The organism is Tardiphaga sp. (assembly GCF_044336785.1).
GTDB lineage: Bacteria > Pseudomonadota > Alphaproteobacteria > Rhizobiales > Xanthobacteraceae > Tardiphaga.
In genome coordinates, this window is the sequence record NZ_JBIIOT010000109.1 from 1 (window position 1) to 16032 (window position 16032).

At 61.9% G+C, this 16032-nt stretch carries 19 protein-coding genes; 13 read left to right on the forward strand and 6 right to left on the reverse strand.

Annotated features, from left to right (window positions below; genetic code table 11):
• The 4 genes from ACIQ2A_RS22260 to ACIQ2A_RS22275 form a co-directional block, all read left to right on the forward strand.
• The coding region (locus ACIQ2A_RS22260; protein WP_398483480.1) for a FliG C-terminal domain-containing protein at positions 1-418 on the forward strand (418 nt) is incomplete at its 5' end.
• Positions 418-1038: a FliH/SctL family protein gene (locus ACIQ2A_RS22265; protein WP_398483482.1), complete on the forward strand. Its 621-nt coding sequence runs from the start codon at positions 418-420 to the stop codon at positions 1036-1038. The genes ACIQ2A_RS22260 and ACIQ2A_RS22265, both read left to right, overlap by 1 nt.
• Before the next feature lie 19 nt (positions 1039-1057).
• Positions 1058-1399 (forward strand): flagellar motor switch protein FliN, encoded by a 342-nt coding sequence (fliN, locus tag ACIQ2A_RS22270; protein WP_398483484.1) that lies wholly within the window; start codon positions 1058-1060, stop codon positions 1397-1399.
• Between the two features lie 172 nt (positions 1400-1571).
• A complete protein-coding gene (locus ACIQ2A_RS22275; protein WP_398483486.1) occupies positions 1572-2957 on the forward strand; it encodes a sigma-54 interaction domain-containing protein in 1386 nt (461 codons plus the stop codon).
• Between the two features lie 136 nt (positions 2958-3093).
• Here the strand turns inward: ACIQ2A_RS22275 and ACIQ2A_RS22280 are convergent, their stop codons facing one another.
• Both ACIQ2A_RS22280 and ACIQ2A_RS22285 read right to left on the reverse strand, forming a co-directional pair.
• The gene (locus tag ACIQ2A_RS22280; protein ID WP_398483488.1) at positions 3094-3249 is read right to left on the reverse strand and encodes a hypothetical protein; all 156 of its coding nucleotides are present in this window, start codon (positions 3247-3249) and stop codon (positions 3094-3096) included.
• Complete coding sequence (locus ACIQ2A_RS22285; protein ID WP_398483491.1) at positions 3246-3632, reverse strand: DUF4345 domain-containing protein; 387 nt, start codon at positions 3630-3632, stop codon at positions 3246-3248. The genes ACIQ2A_RS22280 and ACIQ2A_RS22285 overlap by 4 nt, the downstream gene beginning before the upstream one ends.
• Positions 3633-3796: 164 nt before the next feature.
• Between ACIQ2A_RS22285 and ACIQ2A_RS22290 the strand changes: the two genes are divergently transcribed.
• The 6 genes from ACIQ2A_RS22290 (at position 3797) to ACIQ2A_RS22315 (ending at position 7828) form a co-directional block, all read left to right on the forward strand.
• Positions 3797-4906, forward strand: a complete 1110-nt coding sequence (locus ACIQ2A_RS22290) for an ATP-dependent RecD-like DNA helicase (RefSeq protein ID WP_398483493.1) — start codon at positions 3797-3799, stop codon at positions 4904-4906.
• Between the two features lie 111 nt (positions 4907-5017).
• A complete protein-coding gene (locus ACIQ2A_RS22295; protein WP_398483495.1) occupies positions 5018-5413 on the forward strand; it encodes a BA14K family protein in 396 nt (131 codons plus the stop codon).
• A gap of 205 nt (positions 5414-5618) precedes the next feature.
• Positions 5619-6332 (forward strand): peptide-methionine (S)-S-oxide reductase MsrA, encoded by a 714-nt coding sequence (gene msrA, locus ACIQ2A_RS22300; RefSeq protein WP_398483497.1) that lies wholly within the window; start codon positions 5619-5621, stop codon positions 6330-6332.
• Between the two features lie 42 nt (positions 6333-6374).
• Positions 6375-6788, forward strand: coding sequence for a peptide-methionine (R)-S-oxide reductase MsrB (gene msrB, locus ACIQ2A_RS22305; protein ID WP_398483499.1), 414 nt, complete (start codon positions 6375-6377; stop codon positions 6786-6788).
• Positions 6789-6931: 143 nt separating this feature from the next.
• Entirely contained in the window at positions 6932-7312 is a 381-nt protein-coding gene (locus ACIQ2A_RS22310) for a hypothetical protein (RefSeq protein WP_398483501.1), read from the forward strand.
• Positions 7313-7549: 237 nt separating this feature from the next.
• On the forward strand, positions 7550-7828 hold the full coding sequence (locus ACIQ2A_RS22315; RefSeq protein ID WP_398483503.1) for a hypothetical protein: 279 nt from the start codon (positions 7550-7552) through the stop codon (positions 7826-7828).
• A 41-nt stretch (positions 7829-7869) separates the two neighbouring features.
• Here the strand turns inward: ACIQ2A_RS22315 and ACIQ2A_RS22320 are convergent, their stop codons facing one another.
• Positions 7870-8391 (reverse strand): DUF4112 domain-containing protein, encoded by a 522-nt coding sequence (locus ACIQ2A_RS22320; RefSeq protein WP_398483505.1) that lies wholly within the window; start codon positions 8389-8391, stop codon positions 7870-7872.
• A gap of 173 nt (positions 8392-8564) precedes the next feature.
• Here ACIQ2A_RS22320 and ACIQ2A_RS22325 point away from each other — a divergent pair, with 173 nt between their 5' ends.
• Positions 8565-9077, forward strand: coding sequence for a PAS domain-containing protein (locus tag ACIQ2A_RS22325; RefSeq protein ID WP_398483507.1), 513 nt, complete (start codon positions 8565-8567; stop codon positions 9075-9077).
• A 3-nt stretch (positions 9078-9080) separates the two neighbouring features.
• On the opposite strand, the gene ACIQ2A_RS22330 is transcribed toward ACIQ2A_RS22325, so the two are convergent.
• The 3 genes from ACIQ2A_RS22330 to ACIQ2A_RS22340 form a co-directional block, all read right to left on the reverse strand.
• A complete protein-coding gene (locus ACIQ2A_RS22330; protein ID WP_398483509.1) occupies positions 9081-10316 on the reverse strand; it encodes a GGDEF domain-containing protein in 1236 nt (411 codons plus the stop codon).
• A gap of 223 nt (positions 10317-10539) precedes the next feature.
• Positions 10540-11358, reverse strand: coding sequence for a lytic transglycosylase domain-containing protein (locus tag ACIQ2A_RS22335; protein WP_398483511.1), 819 nt, complete (start codon positions 11356-11358; stop codon positions 10540-10542).
• Positions 11359-12052: 694 nt separating this feature from the next.
• Positions 12053-13225 carry an isovaleryl-CoA dehydrogenase gene (locus ACIQ2A_RS22340; RefSeq protein ID WP_398483513.1) on the reverse strand — a complete coding sequence of 391 codons (1173 nt, stop codon included), beginning with the start codon at positions 13223-13225 and terminating at the stop codon, positions 12053-12055.
• A 221-nt stretch (positions 13226-13446) separates the two neighbouring features.
• On the opposite strand from ACIQ2A_RS22340, the gene ACIQ2A_RS22345 reads away from it, so the two are divergent.
• Together ACIQ2A_RS22345 and ACIQ2A_RS22350 are read left to right on the forward strand one after the other, a co-directional pair.
• The gene (locus tag ACIQ2A_RS22345) at positions 13447-14730 is read left to right on the forward strand and encodes a cytochrome P450 (RefSeq protein WP_398483515.1); all 1284 of its coding nucleotides are present in this window, start codon (positions 13447-13449) and stop codon (positions 14728-14730) included.
• A 29-nt stretch (positions 14731-14759) separates the two neighbouring features.
• Positions 14760-15935 (forward strand): acyl-CoA dehydrogenase family protein, encoded by a 1176-nt coding sequence (locus tag ACIQ2A_RS22350; protein WP_398483518.1) that lies wholly within the window; start codon positions 14760-14762, stop codon positions 15933-15935.
• Positions 15936-16032 lie beyond the last annotated feature (97 nt).

Consider the following 16032-nt stretch of genomic DNA (forward strand, 5'->3'; position numbering starts at 1 on the left):
TGAAGTGATGGCGGAAATCTTCAACAATTTCGACCGCCAGACCGAGACGCGCTTCATCACCTCGCTGGAAGAAGAGAACCGCGAGTCTGCCGAGCGCATCAAGGCGCTGATGTTCACCTTCGACGACCTGATCAAGCTCGATGCCGGTTCGGCGCAGACGCTGATGCGCAATATCGACAAGGACAAGCTCGGCATCGCGCTGAAGAGCGCGAATGAGGAAGTCCGTGCCTTCTTCATGGGCAATATGTCGTCGCGCGCCGCCAAGATGCTGACCGACGATATGGCAGCGCTCGGCCCGGTGCGCCTGCGCGACGTGGATGAGGCACAGGCATTGCTGGTCAATCTCGCCAAGGATCTCGCGGCCAAGGGCGAAATCGTACTGACCAAGAACCGCGCCGACGACGAGCTGGTGTACTAATGGCAGCACCCGCAAAATTCCTGTTCGATACCGACTTCGCAGCACCCGATCGCTCGCGCGCACCGGTCATCACGCCGGCGGAAATGGCCGAGAAGATCGCCCAGGCCGAAGCGCATGCCTATCGCGCCGGTTTCGATGCCGCACAGCGTGAGGCGAAAGCCGAAGCGGATCGCCGCATGGCACTGGCGCTGGAGCAGATCGGCATCGCGGCCACGACCGTCGCGCAGAGCGTCGGCGGCATCGAGAACAAGATGGAAACCGAGGCGGTGGACGTTGCCGTCGCGGTCGCCCGAAAACTCTGCAGCGAATTGGTGGCACGCGAGCCACTCACCGAGATCATGGCGCTGGTGCATGACTGCTTCCGCCATCTCGTCGCTACGCCGCATCTCGTGATCCGCATCAATGACGCGCTCTATGAGGAAGCGAAAGAGCGCATCGAGAAGCAGGCCAAGCAGAGCGGCTTTGCCGGACGCCTCGTCATTCTCGCCGAGCCGGATATCGAGAACGGCGACTGCAAGATCGAATGGGCGGATGGCGGCATGGTGCTCGACCGCGCTTCCATCGACGTCAAGATCAACGAACTCGTCGGACGCTATATGGCGTCCCGCAATACGGCTTGAAGGCTATGAGGACTGAATCATGAGCGATCCGCAGGTGCCGCTTCCCGACCTCAATGCCGGCGATCCGATGGTGGGCGGTGATGTCGGCTATGCCGATGAGGAAAATGTCACGCGCATCGCCGCCGATCTGGAGGCGGTGTTCGACGTGCCGGTCCAGGTGTCGGCCGTGCTCGGGCGTTCGAAGATGGATGTGGGTGAATTGCTGAAGCTTGGGCCCGGCACCGTGCTCGAACTCGACCGCCGCGTCGGCGAGGCTATCGACATCTATGTGAACAACCGCCTGGTGGCGCGTGGCGAAGTGGTGCTGGTCGAGGAAAAGCTCGGCGTCACCATGACCGAAATCATCAAGGCCGAGAATTGAGTTCGACTGGATCGCCCCGCATTCGTCATTGCGAGCGTAGCGAAGCAATCCAGAAAGCCAAATGAAGAAAAGAACTGGATTGCTTCGCTGCGCTCGCAATGACGGCGACGTGTCCAGTGTCAACATACGGATCGACGCGCACTGCGCGACAAAGACACCATAGGAGATCACCATGCGGCTTCTCATCGTCGGCACATTGAAGGGCCAGCTCACCACCGCGACCAAGATCGCCATGGATAACGGCGCCTCGGTGGTCCATGCCGAAGGCCTCGATCAGGCCATGAACGTGCTGCGATCCGGCAAGGGCGCCGACCTGATGCTGGTGGATGTCGCCCTCGACATCCGCGACCTGGTGATGCGGCTCGAGGCCGAGCACATCCACGTGCCGATCGTCGCCTGCGGCATCACCAATGATGCGCGCGCCGCGGTCGCCGCGATCCATGCCGGCGCCAAAGAATACATCCCGCTGCCGCCGGAGCCGGAGCTGATCGCCGCCGTCCTGGCTGCCGTCGCCAATGACTCCCGCGACCTGATCTTCCGCGACGAGAATATGGGACGCGTGGTCAAGCTGGCGCAGCAGATTGCGGGCTCCGATGCCTCGGTGATGGTGACCGGCGAGAGCGGCACCGGCAAGGAAGTGCTGGCGCGCTATGTGCACAGCCGCTCCAACCGCGCCAAGAAGCCGTTTATCAGCATCAACTGCGCGGCGATCCCCGAGCATCTGCTGGAATCCGAATTGTTCGGCCACGAGAAAGGCGCCTTCACCGGCGCCATCGCGCGCCGCATCGGCAAGTTCGAGGAAGCTACCGGCGGCACGCTGCTGCTCGACGAAATCTCGGAAATGGATGTGCGGCTGCAATCAAAACTGCTGCGCGCGATCCAGGAGCGCGTGATCGATCGCGTCGGCGGCACCAAGCCTGTGCCGGTGGACATCCGCATCATCGCAACGTCGAACCGCAATCTCTCGGATGCCGTGAAGGCCGGCACCTTCCGCGAGGATCTGCTGTTCCGTCTGAACGTCGTCAATCTGAAGATCCCGGCGCTGCGCGATCGTCCGGCCGACATTCTCGAACTCGCCCAGCATTTCGCCAAGAAATATGCCGAGGCCAATGGCGTGCCCGTGCGGCCGATCTCGGCCGAGGCGCGCCGCGTTCTCACCAGCAATCGCTGGCAGGGCAATGTGCGCGAATTGGAAAATACGATCCACCGCGCGGTGCTGATGTCGTCTGGCGACGAGATCGGCGCGGATGCGATCCTGACGCCGGATGGTGATCGCCTCGATCTCGCAAAAACCTCACCGGCCGTGGCGCATGCGACGATGGCTGCCGAGACGGTGACCCGCGCGCTGGTCGGCCGCACGGTGGCGGATGTGGAGCGCGATCTCATTCTGGAAACGCTGAAGCATTGCCTCGGCAACCGCACCCATGCGGCCAACATCCTCGGCATCTCGATCCGCACGCTGCGCAACAAGCTGAACGAATATGCCGATGGTGGCCTGCCGATCACGCCGGCAGGCGCAGGGTCAGGCGATTATCGCGGGATGATGGGTGCGGCGTAACCTACGTTCGTTGCTGCATCCTGCCTTGTCATCACCCGCGAAAGCGGGTGATCCAGTAGACGGCGACTTCTCGGCTTTATCACGACTGTAAGCGTCTACTGGGTTGCCCGGCCAGGCCGGGCAACGACAGAGAGAGCTACGAATAACTCGGCGCGTCCTGCTTGCGGAAGATCTTGATCGGCTCGCCCGGCGTCAAATCCGGCTTGCGCCACATCTGATAGGCGAACAGCGCAAGATAGCCGATCGACAGCGCGCCGACGATATAGACCAGCAAGACGCCGAAACGCTTCATGTCGCGGCGCTGCGCCGGACATAGCTGCGGTGCCACCACCACAGCAGCGGCACCACGACGAGCTCGCCGATCAAGCTGACCATCAGCCCCACCGTCGGAAAGCCATGACCGACCACCGCCAGCAGCCGGCCGGCCGCGCCGAACACCAGCAGAAAACTGACAACCCCAATCCGCTCGCCGCGCGCTTCCAGCCGCGGGATCGCCGACCAATAGATCAAGCCGGCGGCGATCAGCACGCCCTTGATGAAGCGCACATAGCCTTCCATCGTGACGCCGAGGGTGACGCCTGACAGGCTGGTGCCGAAAAACAGGCCGGTGACGCCGAACAGGATGGCGACCAGGCCGACGATCGCCAGCGCGATTTGAAGCAGTCTGCGTTCCAAAGCCGTCTCCTCGTTGACCTCTCCCATAACTGGAACATCAAACGCCGTCGGGCAACCCGTCATGGCAGGCATATTGCCGCCGGAACCACTGCGCTTGCACCAGCCGCCCGAATGGTTAGCTTCACCCTCCGAGTCGCCGCTATGCCGGCTTTTCCCGAGATCCCATGACCCGTTTTACCCCGCATCAGGACGCCGCGCTGAAAGCCGTGGGCGATTGGCTGAAGGCCAAGCCCGGCGAGAATGGCACACCGCAGGTGTTCCGCCTGTTCGGCTTCGCCGGTACCGGCAAGACCACGCTGGCGCGCCATATCGCCGAAGACGTCGATGGCGAGGTGAAATACGCCGCGTTCACCGGCAAGGCCGCTCTGGTGATGCGCAACAAGGGGTGCCACGAGGCTTCCACCATCCACTCTCTGATCTACCGCGCCCGCGAGACCGGCGAGGAAACGCCGAATTTCGAACTCTGGGACGACGCGCCGGCTTCCAAGGCCAAGCTGATCATCGTCGACGAATGCTCGATGGTGGATGCCGAACTCGGCCGCGACCTGCTCTCCTTCGATTGCCCCCTGCTCGTGCTCGGCGATCCCGCGCAGCTGCCGCCGATCCAGGGCGGCGGCTTCTTCACCGAGAGCGAGCCCGATGCCATGCTCACCGAGGTGCATCGCCAGGCCGAGGACGATCCGATCGTGCGGATGTCCATGGATGTGCGCGAAGGCCGACCGCTCGCGCTCGGCACGTTCGGCGACAGTGAAGTCGTCTCGCGCAAATCGCTGGATCCGGACCGCGTGATGGCCGCCGATCAGGTGCTGGTCGGCCGTAACAACACCCGTCGCGCCTATAATATGCGGGTGCGCGAGAAGCTCGGCCTCACCGATCCGCTGCCGGTCGCCGACGACAAGCTGGTTTGCCTGCGCAACAACCGCAAGAAGGCGCTGTTCAATGGCGGCTTGTGGCGCGTGCGCGCGCGGGCGACGTCGAAATCTGCCATCGTCACCATGCGCATCATGCCGGACGAGGATTTTGGCGGGAAAGTCACGAAGGTCTCGGTGCGCGCCGACTGCTTCACCGGCGGCGTCGAAGGCCTGTCCTGGGACATGCGCAAGCCCTATGACGAATTCGACTATGGCTACGTGCTGACCGTCCACAAGAGCCAGGGCTCGCAATGGGACGATGTGGTGCTGTTCGACGAGAGCTTCGCGTTCCAGGACAGCCGCGCGCGCTGGCTCTATACGGGCATCACCCGCGCGGCGAAGCGGTTGAGCATCGTGGTGTGACCACCATTCCGCGCATGCGCGGGAATGCCGCAGGAACCAAATACCGCTGCCCTGAAACCGTCACGCTGCTAAGGCGTTAGTTCCTTCCTTACATCCGAGGCAGGAGTTGAAATGCAATTGATGAAGTCCGCCGCCGCCGTCGTTCTCGCCGGTGTCACCGCCGTTTCCTTCGCGGCGCCCGCCGTGTCGGCGCCCTTGATGACCCAGAGCGCGATCAGCCAGGCGGCCGTCGGCAATAACGGTCCCGAGGTCGAGCAGGTGCAGTATTATCGCCGCCACCATCATCACCACGGCTATCACGGCGGATATCGTCGCGGCCCGAGCACCGGCGCCATTGTTGGCGGCTTGGCCGTAGGCGCCATCATCGGCGGTGCCATCGCCGCCAGCCAGGCTCAGGCTGCACAGCAACAGCAGAACCACGCTTATTGCGGGCAGCGTTTCCGCTCCTACGACCCGGGTTCGGGCACCTATCTGAGCAAGAACGGCCAGCGTATCGCCTGTCCGTAAGCGATCACGGCATCGATCTGAAAAAGCCGCGAGATGCGTGTCTCGCGGCTTTTCTTTTGGCAGCTCACGAAGTCGTGTGACGCTGACTGTAACAGGCAGGCAAGGTCTTCGTATCTCGAATGACCGCCCGGCCTCGGTCATTGCCAGCCGCCATCGCCGGGCTAGACTGCCGATATCGGCACGCGACACCTGAGAGGATCCGCCCATGCGCTCCCTGTTCCGCCGTCTTTCGCTCACCGCCGCAGCCGGCGCCCTTGCCGTCACCACGGCCCTGATCGCGCCGACCTTTGCCTCCGAGGAAGCTGTCATCATTCCAGCCCCCGCCGCGGATGTTCAGGCGGCCGACGGCTTGCAGACCGCCGTCATCGCAGGCGGCTGTTTCTGGGGCGTGCAGGGCGTCTATCAGCACACCACTGGCGTCGTCAGTGCCGTGTCGGGCTATTCCGGCGGCAGCAAATCGACCGCGAATTACACCGCGATCGGGACCGGCACCACGGGCCATGCTGAAGCGGTCGAGATCAAATACGACCCGAAGAAGATCAGCTATGGCAAGATCCTGCAGATCTATTTCTCGGTGGCCCATGATCCGACCCAGCTGAACCGCCAGGGCCCGGATTCGGGCACGCAATATCGCTCGGAAATCTTCGCCACCACGCCTGAACAGAAGAAGGTCGCCGAGGCCTATATCGCGCAGCTCAATGCCGCAAGGGTCTACAAGAAGCCAATCGCTACCAAATTGGGGATGCTGCAGGCCTTCTATCCCGCCGAGGCCTATCATCAGGACTACCTGACGCTTCACCCCAATCAGCCCTATATTGTCTATAACGACCTGCCGAAGATCGAGAACCTGAAGAAGATCTTCGCGGAGAATTATAGCGAGAAGCCGACGCTGGTGAATGCGGCCAAAGCCACGAACTGATGTGGCAGTCATATTCGATCGCGCGGCGGAACTGGAGGCATGATGTCCGATACCAAAACTACCGCTGGTAAAGTCGTGAAGAGCGAAGCCGAATGGCGCGCCGAACTGACGCCGATGCAATTCGCCATCCTGCGCGAGAAGGCGACGGAACGGCCGTTCAGCGGCGAATACGAATTCACCGAGACGCCCGGCACGTATACCTGCGCCGGCTGCGGGCAGACGCTGTTCGAATCGGATGCCAAATTCGATTCAGGCTGCGGCTGGCCGAGCTTCACGCAGCCATCACGCGAAAGTCATGTCGATGAAGAGGTCGACACCACGCATGGCATGATGCGTACGGAAGTGCTGTGTTCCAAGTGCGATGGTCATCTCGGACATGTGTTCAACGATGGTCCCGGACCCACGGGCTTGCGTTACTGCATCAACTCTGCAGCCTTGAAACTTCAGCCGAAGTAATTACGTAGACATCATTGAACGAGATGTTCGCCCCGCGTGACCTAAACGGTGACGCGGGGCGTTTCTGTCCTGAACTACAGTTACTGCCTTTAACTTGAACATGCCTTTTCGGCATGCACGCTGTTAAGAATAAGAAGCCTCCAATGTCCGTCCGCTCAAACCGTCTTTTGCTTGGCCTCGCGCTTGCGGGTCTCATCCTCGAAAGCGTGGTGTCGCATCCCGCGCTGGCGACCTCCAAGGTCTCGCTGTTCAAGGTGATCACCGCAAAGGACGAGATCGTCATCGGCCTCGATGACGATCAACTCTCCACATTCGAAGCCAAGAATGCCGGTGGCGTCGCCAAGCATCTTGCCAACAAGGGCACGCTGACCGCTTGGCAATATGGCGTGCGCAAGGCCGAGGCGGGTGCGCTGGAACAGGCGCCGCTGCGCCAGATCGGGCTGCTCTCCAACGAGGCGTTGCGTGTCGAGCCTTATACAACGCCACTCAAGATTGTTCCGCTGCCGGACATGACCGGACAATAGCCAACAGGCTTAACGCCTTTTCCGGCCGTATTTTCCTAACCTGCTGCAAATGCACGCCTATTACGCGATTACCATTGGATGCGCCGGTGACGCCATGCGCAGTTCCGGGTGTCGCTTTTCCGCGAAACGTGCTTATATGTGGTCCTGTCCTGACATCTTGTCCGCCCGTGGCCGTCCGGTTTGGCCGCCTCGCGAGTGACAGCCCCTTTCGTTGCGTAACAGATGAGGTCTCCCACCATGGCAGCTTTCAGCTACAATGCCTCCGCAGAACTCTTTCCCGCTGCGATCCGCAAGAAGAAGCGCGCGGGTTTTGCCTATCGCCGGTTCGATACGGCTGCAGCCGCAGTTCAGTTTGCGATGGAGCAGCTGCCGGCAGACTCGCTGAATGGCGCCTATCTGCAGGTCGACGAAGCCCGCTTCGACCAGCGCGGCATCCGCACGCTGTATGAAAGCGAGCACTTCCCGCTCGAGCGCCGTCCGCGCCCGGAAGAGACCAACGACGCGGACGCGGCGTAAGCCAGTCCGCAACAGCCGCCGAGACTGGTCCGTTTACGACCCTAGAGTCTCGGCTGCTTGTCCAGCCAGGTCCGCAGCATTTTGACGTTGCGGACGTTGGCCCGGAACATGACGTCGAACGCATCGCCGACAAACGGCACGATGCCGACCGCCCCATCGATCGCGACATTGCCCAGCATCCGCGCCGTAATGTGCCAGGGCGCACCGAGCGCGCGCGCCTCGCGCACCAGCCACAGCGAGATCGCCGTGGTGATGATGTCGCCCACCACCGGAATGAGGCCGATCAGGCCGTCGATGCCGTAGCGGATCTTGGTGCCCGGCACGACAAACGCGACATCCAGCAACTGCGAAATGGCTTCCAGCCGCGCCACGCGCTGTTCGCGGGTCAGCGGCTGAAACGGGTTGGCGCCGCCCTGCCCGAGATCGAACCGGAATGCCTGGCCGTTGAAACCCTTGCCGCCGAAGCCGAGTTCTTCCGGACGGATCTCGTGCCCGTCCTGATCGATGATCGGACCTTGGCCTGCCGGGCCCCTGGACTTCGTGAAAACGCGTTCGTTTGACATGACATTCACATGGGAGCGTTGGACGGGCGACGCAAGCGACATCGCGTCGCGCATGGGTTGCAAGACAGAAACACCCAGAAATATCCATCGGCCAACGTTGAAACGGCAGACGATCGCTGTATGATTTTACGGCGGGCACGGAACTTCAAACCATCACAGGACGTGAGGAAACAATGCGGCGGCCGTTGGGAGACGTTTGCCTGGATATCGCGAGCTTTGCGCGCGAGCGTAAGCACGAATTCCTGTCCTATATTCTCCGCCTAGCTGCCGCCGAGGCCTATAAATCCACTGCCGAAGAAGATGCGTTCGAGCTGCCGATGGTGCGAAAATTCGCAGCGCGGGAGCTGATCGCGGGCATCTGGGACTGGGACATCAGCAACGACCGCAATCACCTCGATGCCGGCGCGGCGCATTTCTTCGGCGTCGATCCGGAACGCGCGGCGCGCGGCATGCCCAATGTGAACTATTTCAACGCCATTCATCCCGATGACATCGCGCGCCTGCAGGCGGCCGTCGCATCCTCCATGCGGCTCGGCGGCATTTTCGAATGCGAGTACCGGCTGATCAGGAATGATCGCATTCACTGGGTGCTGGCGCGTGGCAGCTGTACACTGGATCGCCATGGCCGCCCGGTGCGACTGCCCGGCGCGCTGATCGACATCACCCACGACAAGAACATGAACTGAGGATCACGCCGTGCGGGCGCGCGCGGCCTCGATCATCATGTCCATGTCGATCTCCGGCACCATCGACGGCGCATCGACGTCGCAGACGGCATGGCGGTTCTTGCCATCATTCTTCGCCACATAGAGTGCCTGGTCGGCGGCGGCAATCAGCCGTTCCGGATACTGGCCGATCCGCGGCTGCCACTGCGCGACGCCGATGGAGGCTGCGATCTGCACCTCGCCCGGCATGCAGGCCGCGGCATCTGCGCGGCAGGCCTCGAGAATGCGATGCGCGATGGTTGCGGCTTCCGACAGCGTGGTCGATGGCAGCACGATGCAGAATTCGTCGCCGCCGGAGCGCGCCAGGAGATCGCCGGGGCGCAGCTTGCTCTGCGTCATCAGCGTGAAATGCCGCAGGCAGTCGTCGCCGGCCGCGTGGCCGTGGCCGTCATTGATTTCCTTGAAGCCATCGAGATCGACGGCCAGCAGCGCGAACGGCTTTTGCGTGCGATGCGCCAGCGCGCATTCTTCGGTGAGGCGTTGCACGAGATGGCGGCGATTGGCGACGCCGGTGAGATCGTCCACCAGCGCAAGCTCGGCAACCTCGTCGCGCAGCTTGTCGATGGCCATCACCAGAAAACCGAAATTCCACGACATGGTGAGGAAGACCAGCACCAGCAACAGCACGGCCTGCACCTGGTTCAATTCGACGAAGCCGATCGTGCCGCCGGATTCCAGCAAGCCACAGAGCGAGCGGACAGCGTGAGCAACGATCACAAGGACCGCAAGCGTGGCAGACAGCCAGCCGCCGGCGGTGCGCCCACCATTGCTCCGCGACAGCGCCAGCGGGATCGTGCCGGCCACCGAGATCGACTGCACCCGCGCATAGATGGCGATGCGCATCGCGATACTGTCATGCCAGACGGTGAAGATCGCCAGGCCGACGACACCGAGACCAGCCAGCGACAATTCGAGACGCCAACGTGGCGGAAGACCGTAAAAGCGGTTGACGCCCATGACAGCAAGGCTGGTGGCGAGCAGCAGCAGGCCATTGCCGAGCAGGATCGGGACGAGCGGATTGATATCGACGAGGACACGCAGCAGCGAGATGGCCATGCCGACCGCTGCAATGAACGCCGCAGCCGCCCAGTAGCGCGCGGCATGCAGGTTCGGATAGCTGCGCGCCACATAGGCCCACACCACGCCGAGCGCCAGGAAATTGACGTCGAACACCGTGAACAGCGTCGGTACGCTCAGCATGGAGTTGCCTCCATTGGCTTTGCGACGCGCTTGCGCACGCTGAGTTTGATCGCTGTCATCCCGTTGACCCGTCGTTCCCGTCGAGGCCGCAAATTGCAGCCGCGACGCTTAACGGAATCTCACCGGCGCGGGATAATCCACACCGTGGTTTTGAAAGGATGAAGGCGAAGCAGCAAGTCTTCTTTAACCACGGGAACCCGGTGGGTTCGCTGGGCGGTTGGGGTTAGCCCCCAGCCGCGAGGCGATCGGCGAAATAGCCGATGGTTTTCCGATAGATCGTCGCCCTGTTCCATTCGCGCATGGCGTCGAAATTCGGCGTGCCTTCGCCATAGGGCTGGCCGCCCTTGAAGCCCGCGGTCTTCAGGAGATTCGCAGTCGAGGCCAGCACGTCCGGCACCGAGTGGCGGAGATCGACATGGCCGTTGCCGTCGAAATCGACGCCGTATTTGATATAGCTCGACGGCAGGAACTGGGTCTGGCCGAGTTCGCCGGCATAGGCGCCGACCAGATCCTTCAGCGGCAGGTCGCCACGCTGCACGATCTTCAGCGCAGCCAGCAATTCGCCCTGGAACAGTTCAGTGCGGCGGCAATCATGCGCCATGGTCGTCAACGTGCGGATCACCGGCATCTTGCCGATATCACCCTTGCCGAAATCGGATTCGAGACCCCAGATCGCCACGACGATTTCCGGCGGCACGCCGAAACGCTGTTCGATGCGCGACAGCAGCGACGCATGCCGCTGCATCATCTGCAGGCCCATCTTGATGCGGCCGGCGCCGACGCGGGTCGAGACATATTGCTCGAAGGTCTTGTTGAACGTGCCGCGCTGGCGGCGATCGAAATTCAGCACCGCCTGGTCCTGGGTGATGCCGGCAAAGGCCTGCTGGATCACGCCCTGGGAAACGCCGGCCGCCGCGGCTTCCTGCGACATCGCGGACACGAAGCCCTGGAAGTCGCCACCGCATTTGGCGGCGTAAGACGGCGTGGCAATGGCGGCTGAGGCAATCGACAAAGCGGCAATGGCGGCGAGACGAAACGACATGGAAAATCCTGCCCGGTTGGTGACCTGGAATGGCGCGAGACTGTGACATGACGGATGTGTCGGAACAACGGCGATGGTTTCTTTGCCATGCCATAGCGCGCCATTCTCGCGGCGCCGGAGCGTCCGAGGTGTGAGCCGTTTTCCCCTCGAAGACATGAGGGGAGGTGGCACGCCGCAAGGCGCACTTGGGTAGACTGGACGCGATCGGTGCGCACTGGATCGCCAGTGCTGGCCGGCCGCGCAACGCCTTACGGCGCGCCACCGCGACGTCTTGCTAGCCGAAGGACCGTTCTTCCGGTTACTGGGCGCTCTCTCGCAAGAGAGCCATCCGACAGGTCTCCCCGCCTTCACCCGCACCACGTCCAGCCGCGCTAGCGGCAGGGCCCCGTATTGGGCCCGGACGGTGACCCCCGACCACCCGAGTGCAAGAGGATGCGTGGTCCCCCTGCCCGCAGGCGCCGCATCTACGCTCCGCTCAAAAGACGCCTCATGAGAGCGCCCCTCGCGAACAAGACGGGAGGGATATTGGCGAAGATGGGAATTTTGTCAAGAACAAAATAAGAACAAATTTACTCCAACTGTCATCGCCCGCGAAAGCGGGCGATCCAGTAGACACAAGCGGCGCTGCTCGATCCTAAAGGTGAGAGATGACTGGGTCACCCGGTCAAGCCGGGTGACGACAAGGGAGTGCCGCCTAGCCGCTCTTCGAAAACAATTCCCGCCCGATCAGCATCCGCCGGATTTCGCTCGTCCCCGCGCCGATCTCGTACAGCTTGGCATCGCGCAGCAAACGCCCGGTCGGATAGTCATTGATGTAACCGTTGCCACCGAGCAACTGGATCGCATCCAGCGCGCATTGGGTGGCGCGCTCGGCCGCGTAGAGGATCGCACCAGCCGCATCCTCGCGTGTGGTCTCGCCACGGTCGCAGGCTTTCGCCACCGCGTAAACATAAGCACGCGAGGCATTCATGGTCACATACATGTCCGCGACCTTCCCCTGCACGAGTTGGAAGTGGCCGATCGGTTCACCGAACTGCTTGCGCTCATGCACATAGGGCAGCACCACATCCATGCAGGCCTGCATGATGCCGAGCGGACCGCCCGACAGCACCGCGCGCTCGTAATCGAGCCCGGACATCAGGATATTGACGCCCTTGCCGACAGCGCCGAGCACGTTTTCCTCGGGCACTTCGCAATCCTCAAAGACCAGTTCGCACGTGTCCGAGCCACGCATGCCGAGCTTGTCGAGCTTTTGCGCGGTGGAGAAACCTGTCATCCCCTTCTCGATGATGAAGGCGGTGATGCCGCGCGGGCCGCCAGCGGGATCGGTCTTGGCATAGACGATCAGCGTCTCGGCGACGGGACCATTGGTGATCCACATCTTGCTGCCATTGAGGACGTAGCGATCGCCCTTCTTGTCGGCGCGGGTCTTCATCGACACCACGTCACTGCCGGCGCCAGGCTCGGACATCGCCAGCGAGCCGACATGTGCGCCGGAGATCAGCCCCGGCAGATATTTGCGCTTCTGCGCCTCATTGCCGTTGCGGCGCATCTGGTTGATGCAGAGATTGGAATGCGCGCCATAGGACAGGCCGACCGACGCGGACGCGCGCGACACTTCCTCCATGGCGATGACGTGTTCGAGATAGCCAAGCCCTGCCCCGCCATACTCTTCCTCCACCGTGATGCCGTGCAGGCCGAGTTCACCGAGCTTCGGCCACAGGTCGATGGGAAACTGGTTGGTCTTGTCGATAGCGTCGGCGCGCGGGGCGATCTCGTTCTGGGCGAAATCTCGTACGGTTTCGCGGATCGCCTCCGCGGTTTCGCCGAGATCGAAATTGAACATGCGTTGGGCGTTGGCGATCATCGGGCGGCCTCCGGTCGGTTCGGTTTCTTGCGCGTAGACGCGCGTTTGTCTCATTGAAGACAGCAAAAGTGCAGGCAGATCAAGCTTTTCACCTCGTCCAAAGGTTGTAGCCCGGCTTGCGCAATGCCGCGTTCCAGCGTCTAATTAGACGCAATAAAGACATCGGAAAGCAACACGATGTCGGCGCAAAAAACGAGTGCGGGAAACGAACGGGGATAGCCATGCACGGCACGATGAATCTCAGCAAGACCTTCGACCAGGACCGCGCCACGCGCGACCGCATCGCGCGCGAACTGGCCTATTCGATGCCGCTGAAGGACTTCCATCCCGGCGCACCAAAACTGTTTGCCACCGATACGCTGTGGCCGTTCTTCGAGCGGCTGCGCGCGGAAGAGCCGGTGCATTACTGCGCCAACTCGCCGATCGAACCGTATTGGTCGGTGACCAAATACAACGACATCATGAAGGTGGATACCAGCCACGGCATCTTCTCGTCCGATAGCAAGCTTGGCGGCATCGCCATTCGCGACGAGCCGGAAGGCTATAGCTGGCCGAGCTTCATCTCCATGGACGAGCCGAAGCACACGCCGCAGCGCAAGACCGTGACACCGATGTTCACGCCCGAACATCTCGATGACCTCGCAAAACTGATCCGCACCCGCACAGCCAAGGTGCTCGACGGACTGCCGCGCAATGAGACCTTCGACTGGGTCGATCGCGTCTCGATCGAACTCACCACGCAGATGCTGGCAACCCTGTTCGACTTCCCGTTCGAGCAGCGCCGCAAGCTGACGCGCTGGTCGGATGTCGCCACGGCACTCCCCAAGAGCGGCATCGTGTCTTCGGAAGAAGAGCGCCGCCGCGAGATGGGCGAGTGTTTTGCCACATTCCAGAACCTCTGGAATGAGCGGGTGAATTCCGAACCGCGGAATGACCTGATTTCCATGATGGCGCATAGCGACGCCACCCGTTTCATGGCGCCCGACAACCTGATGGGCAACATGATCCTGCTCATCGTCGGCGGCAACGATACCACCCGCAATACGATGACCGGCTCGGTGCTCGCGCTGAACGAGCATCCCGACCAGTATCAGAAGCTGCGCGACAATCCGGCGCTGATCGAAACCATGGTGCCGGAAGTGATCCGCTGGCAGACGCCGTTGGCCCATATGCGTCGGACAGCATTGCAGGATACCAATCTGGGCGGAAAGGATATCAAGAAGGGCGACCGCGTTGTCATGTGGTATGTCTCCGGCAATCGCGACGACGAGGTGATCGAGCGGCCGAACGAATTCATCATCGACCGCAAGCGGCCGAAGATTCATCTGTCATTCGGTTTCGGCATACACCGCTGCGTGGGCATGCGCCTGGCGGAGTTGCAATTGAAGATCGTTTGGGAGGAAATACTGAAACGGTTCGAAAACATCGAAGTTGTGGGGGAACCCAAGCGCGTGTATTCGAGCTTCGTCAAAGGCTACGAGTCTTTGCCGGTCAGGATTACATAACTTTCCCCTCAAGAAGAGAAGCCAATTCCTTGACGAAACATGCTGCCGCTGAAGCGGACGAATTTGCTGACATCCGCGATGCCGTTGCCAAACTGTGCGCGCAGTTTCCCGGCGAATACTGGCGCAAGCTCGATCGCGAGATGGCCTATCCGAAAGCCTTCGTCGATGCACTGACGGAGGCCGGCTATCTCTCGGTGCTGATCCCGGAAGAGTACGGCGGCTCCGGCCTGAAGCTGTCGGCGGCAGCGGCGATCCTCGAAGAGATCCAGCGCGCCGGCTGCAATGGCGGCGGCTGCCACGCCCAGATGTACACGATGGGCACGGTGCTGCGTCATGGCAATGACGCGCAGAAGGCGCAGTGGCTGCCGAAGATCGCCACCGGCGAAGTCCGCCTGCAGGCGTTTGGCGTCACCGAGCCGACCTCGGGCACCGACACCTCGTCGCTGAAGACCGTGGCGAAGAAGGACGACAACGGCGACTACATCGTCAACGGCCAGAAGATCTGGACCAGCCGCGCCGAATATTCCGACCTGATGGTGCTGCTCGCGCGCACCACGCCGAAGGACCAGGCGGCGAAGCGCACCGATGGTCTGTCGGTGTTTCTGGTGGACATGAAGGAGGCCAAGAAGAACGGCCTCGAGATCCGCCCGATCCGCACGATGATGAATCATGCGACCACCGAAGTGTTCTTCACCGACATGAAGGTGCCGAAGGAAAACCTGATCGGCGAAGAGGGCAAGGGCTTCCGCTACATCCTCTCCGGCATGAATGCCGAGCGCATCCTGATCGCGAGCGAATGCGTCGGCGATGCCAAGTGGTTCATTGCCAAGGCGAGCGCCTATGCCAAGGAACGCCAGGTGTTCGGTCGTCCGATCGGCCAGAACCAGGGCATCCAGTTTCCCATCGCCAAGGCCTATGCCAACATGCGCGCGGCCGAACTGATGGTGAAGGAAGCGCTGCGCAAGTATGAAGCGGGCCTCGAATGCGGCGCTGAGGCCAACATGGCGAAGATGCTCGCGGCCGATGCGTCCTTCGAAGCGGCCAATGCCTGTATCCAGACCCATGGCGGTTTTGGCTTCGCCGAGGAATACGATGTCGAGCGCAAGTTCCGCGAGACGCGGCTGTATCAGGTGGCGCCGATCTCGACGAATTTGATTTTGTCGTTTGTCGCCGAGCACGTGCTCGGGATGCCGCGCTCTTACTAACCTTTCTTGCTTCACCTCTCCCCACCGGGGAGAGGTCGGATTGCGAAGCAAGCCGGGTGAGGGGGCGCCACACGCTCCGTCACCAAGCCCCCTCACC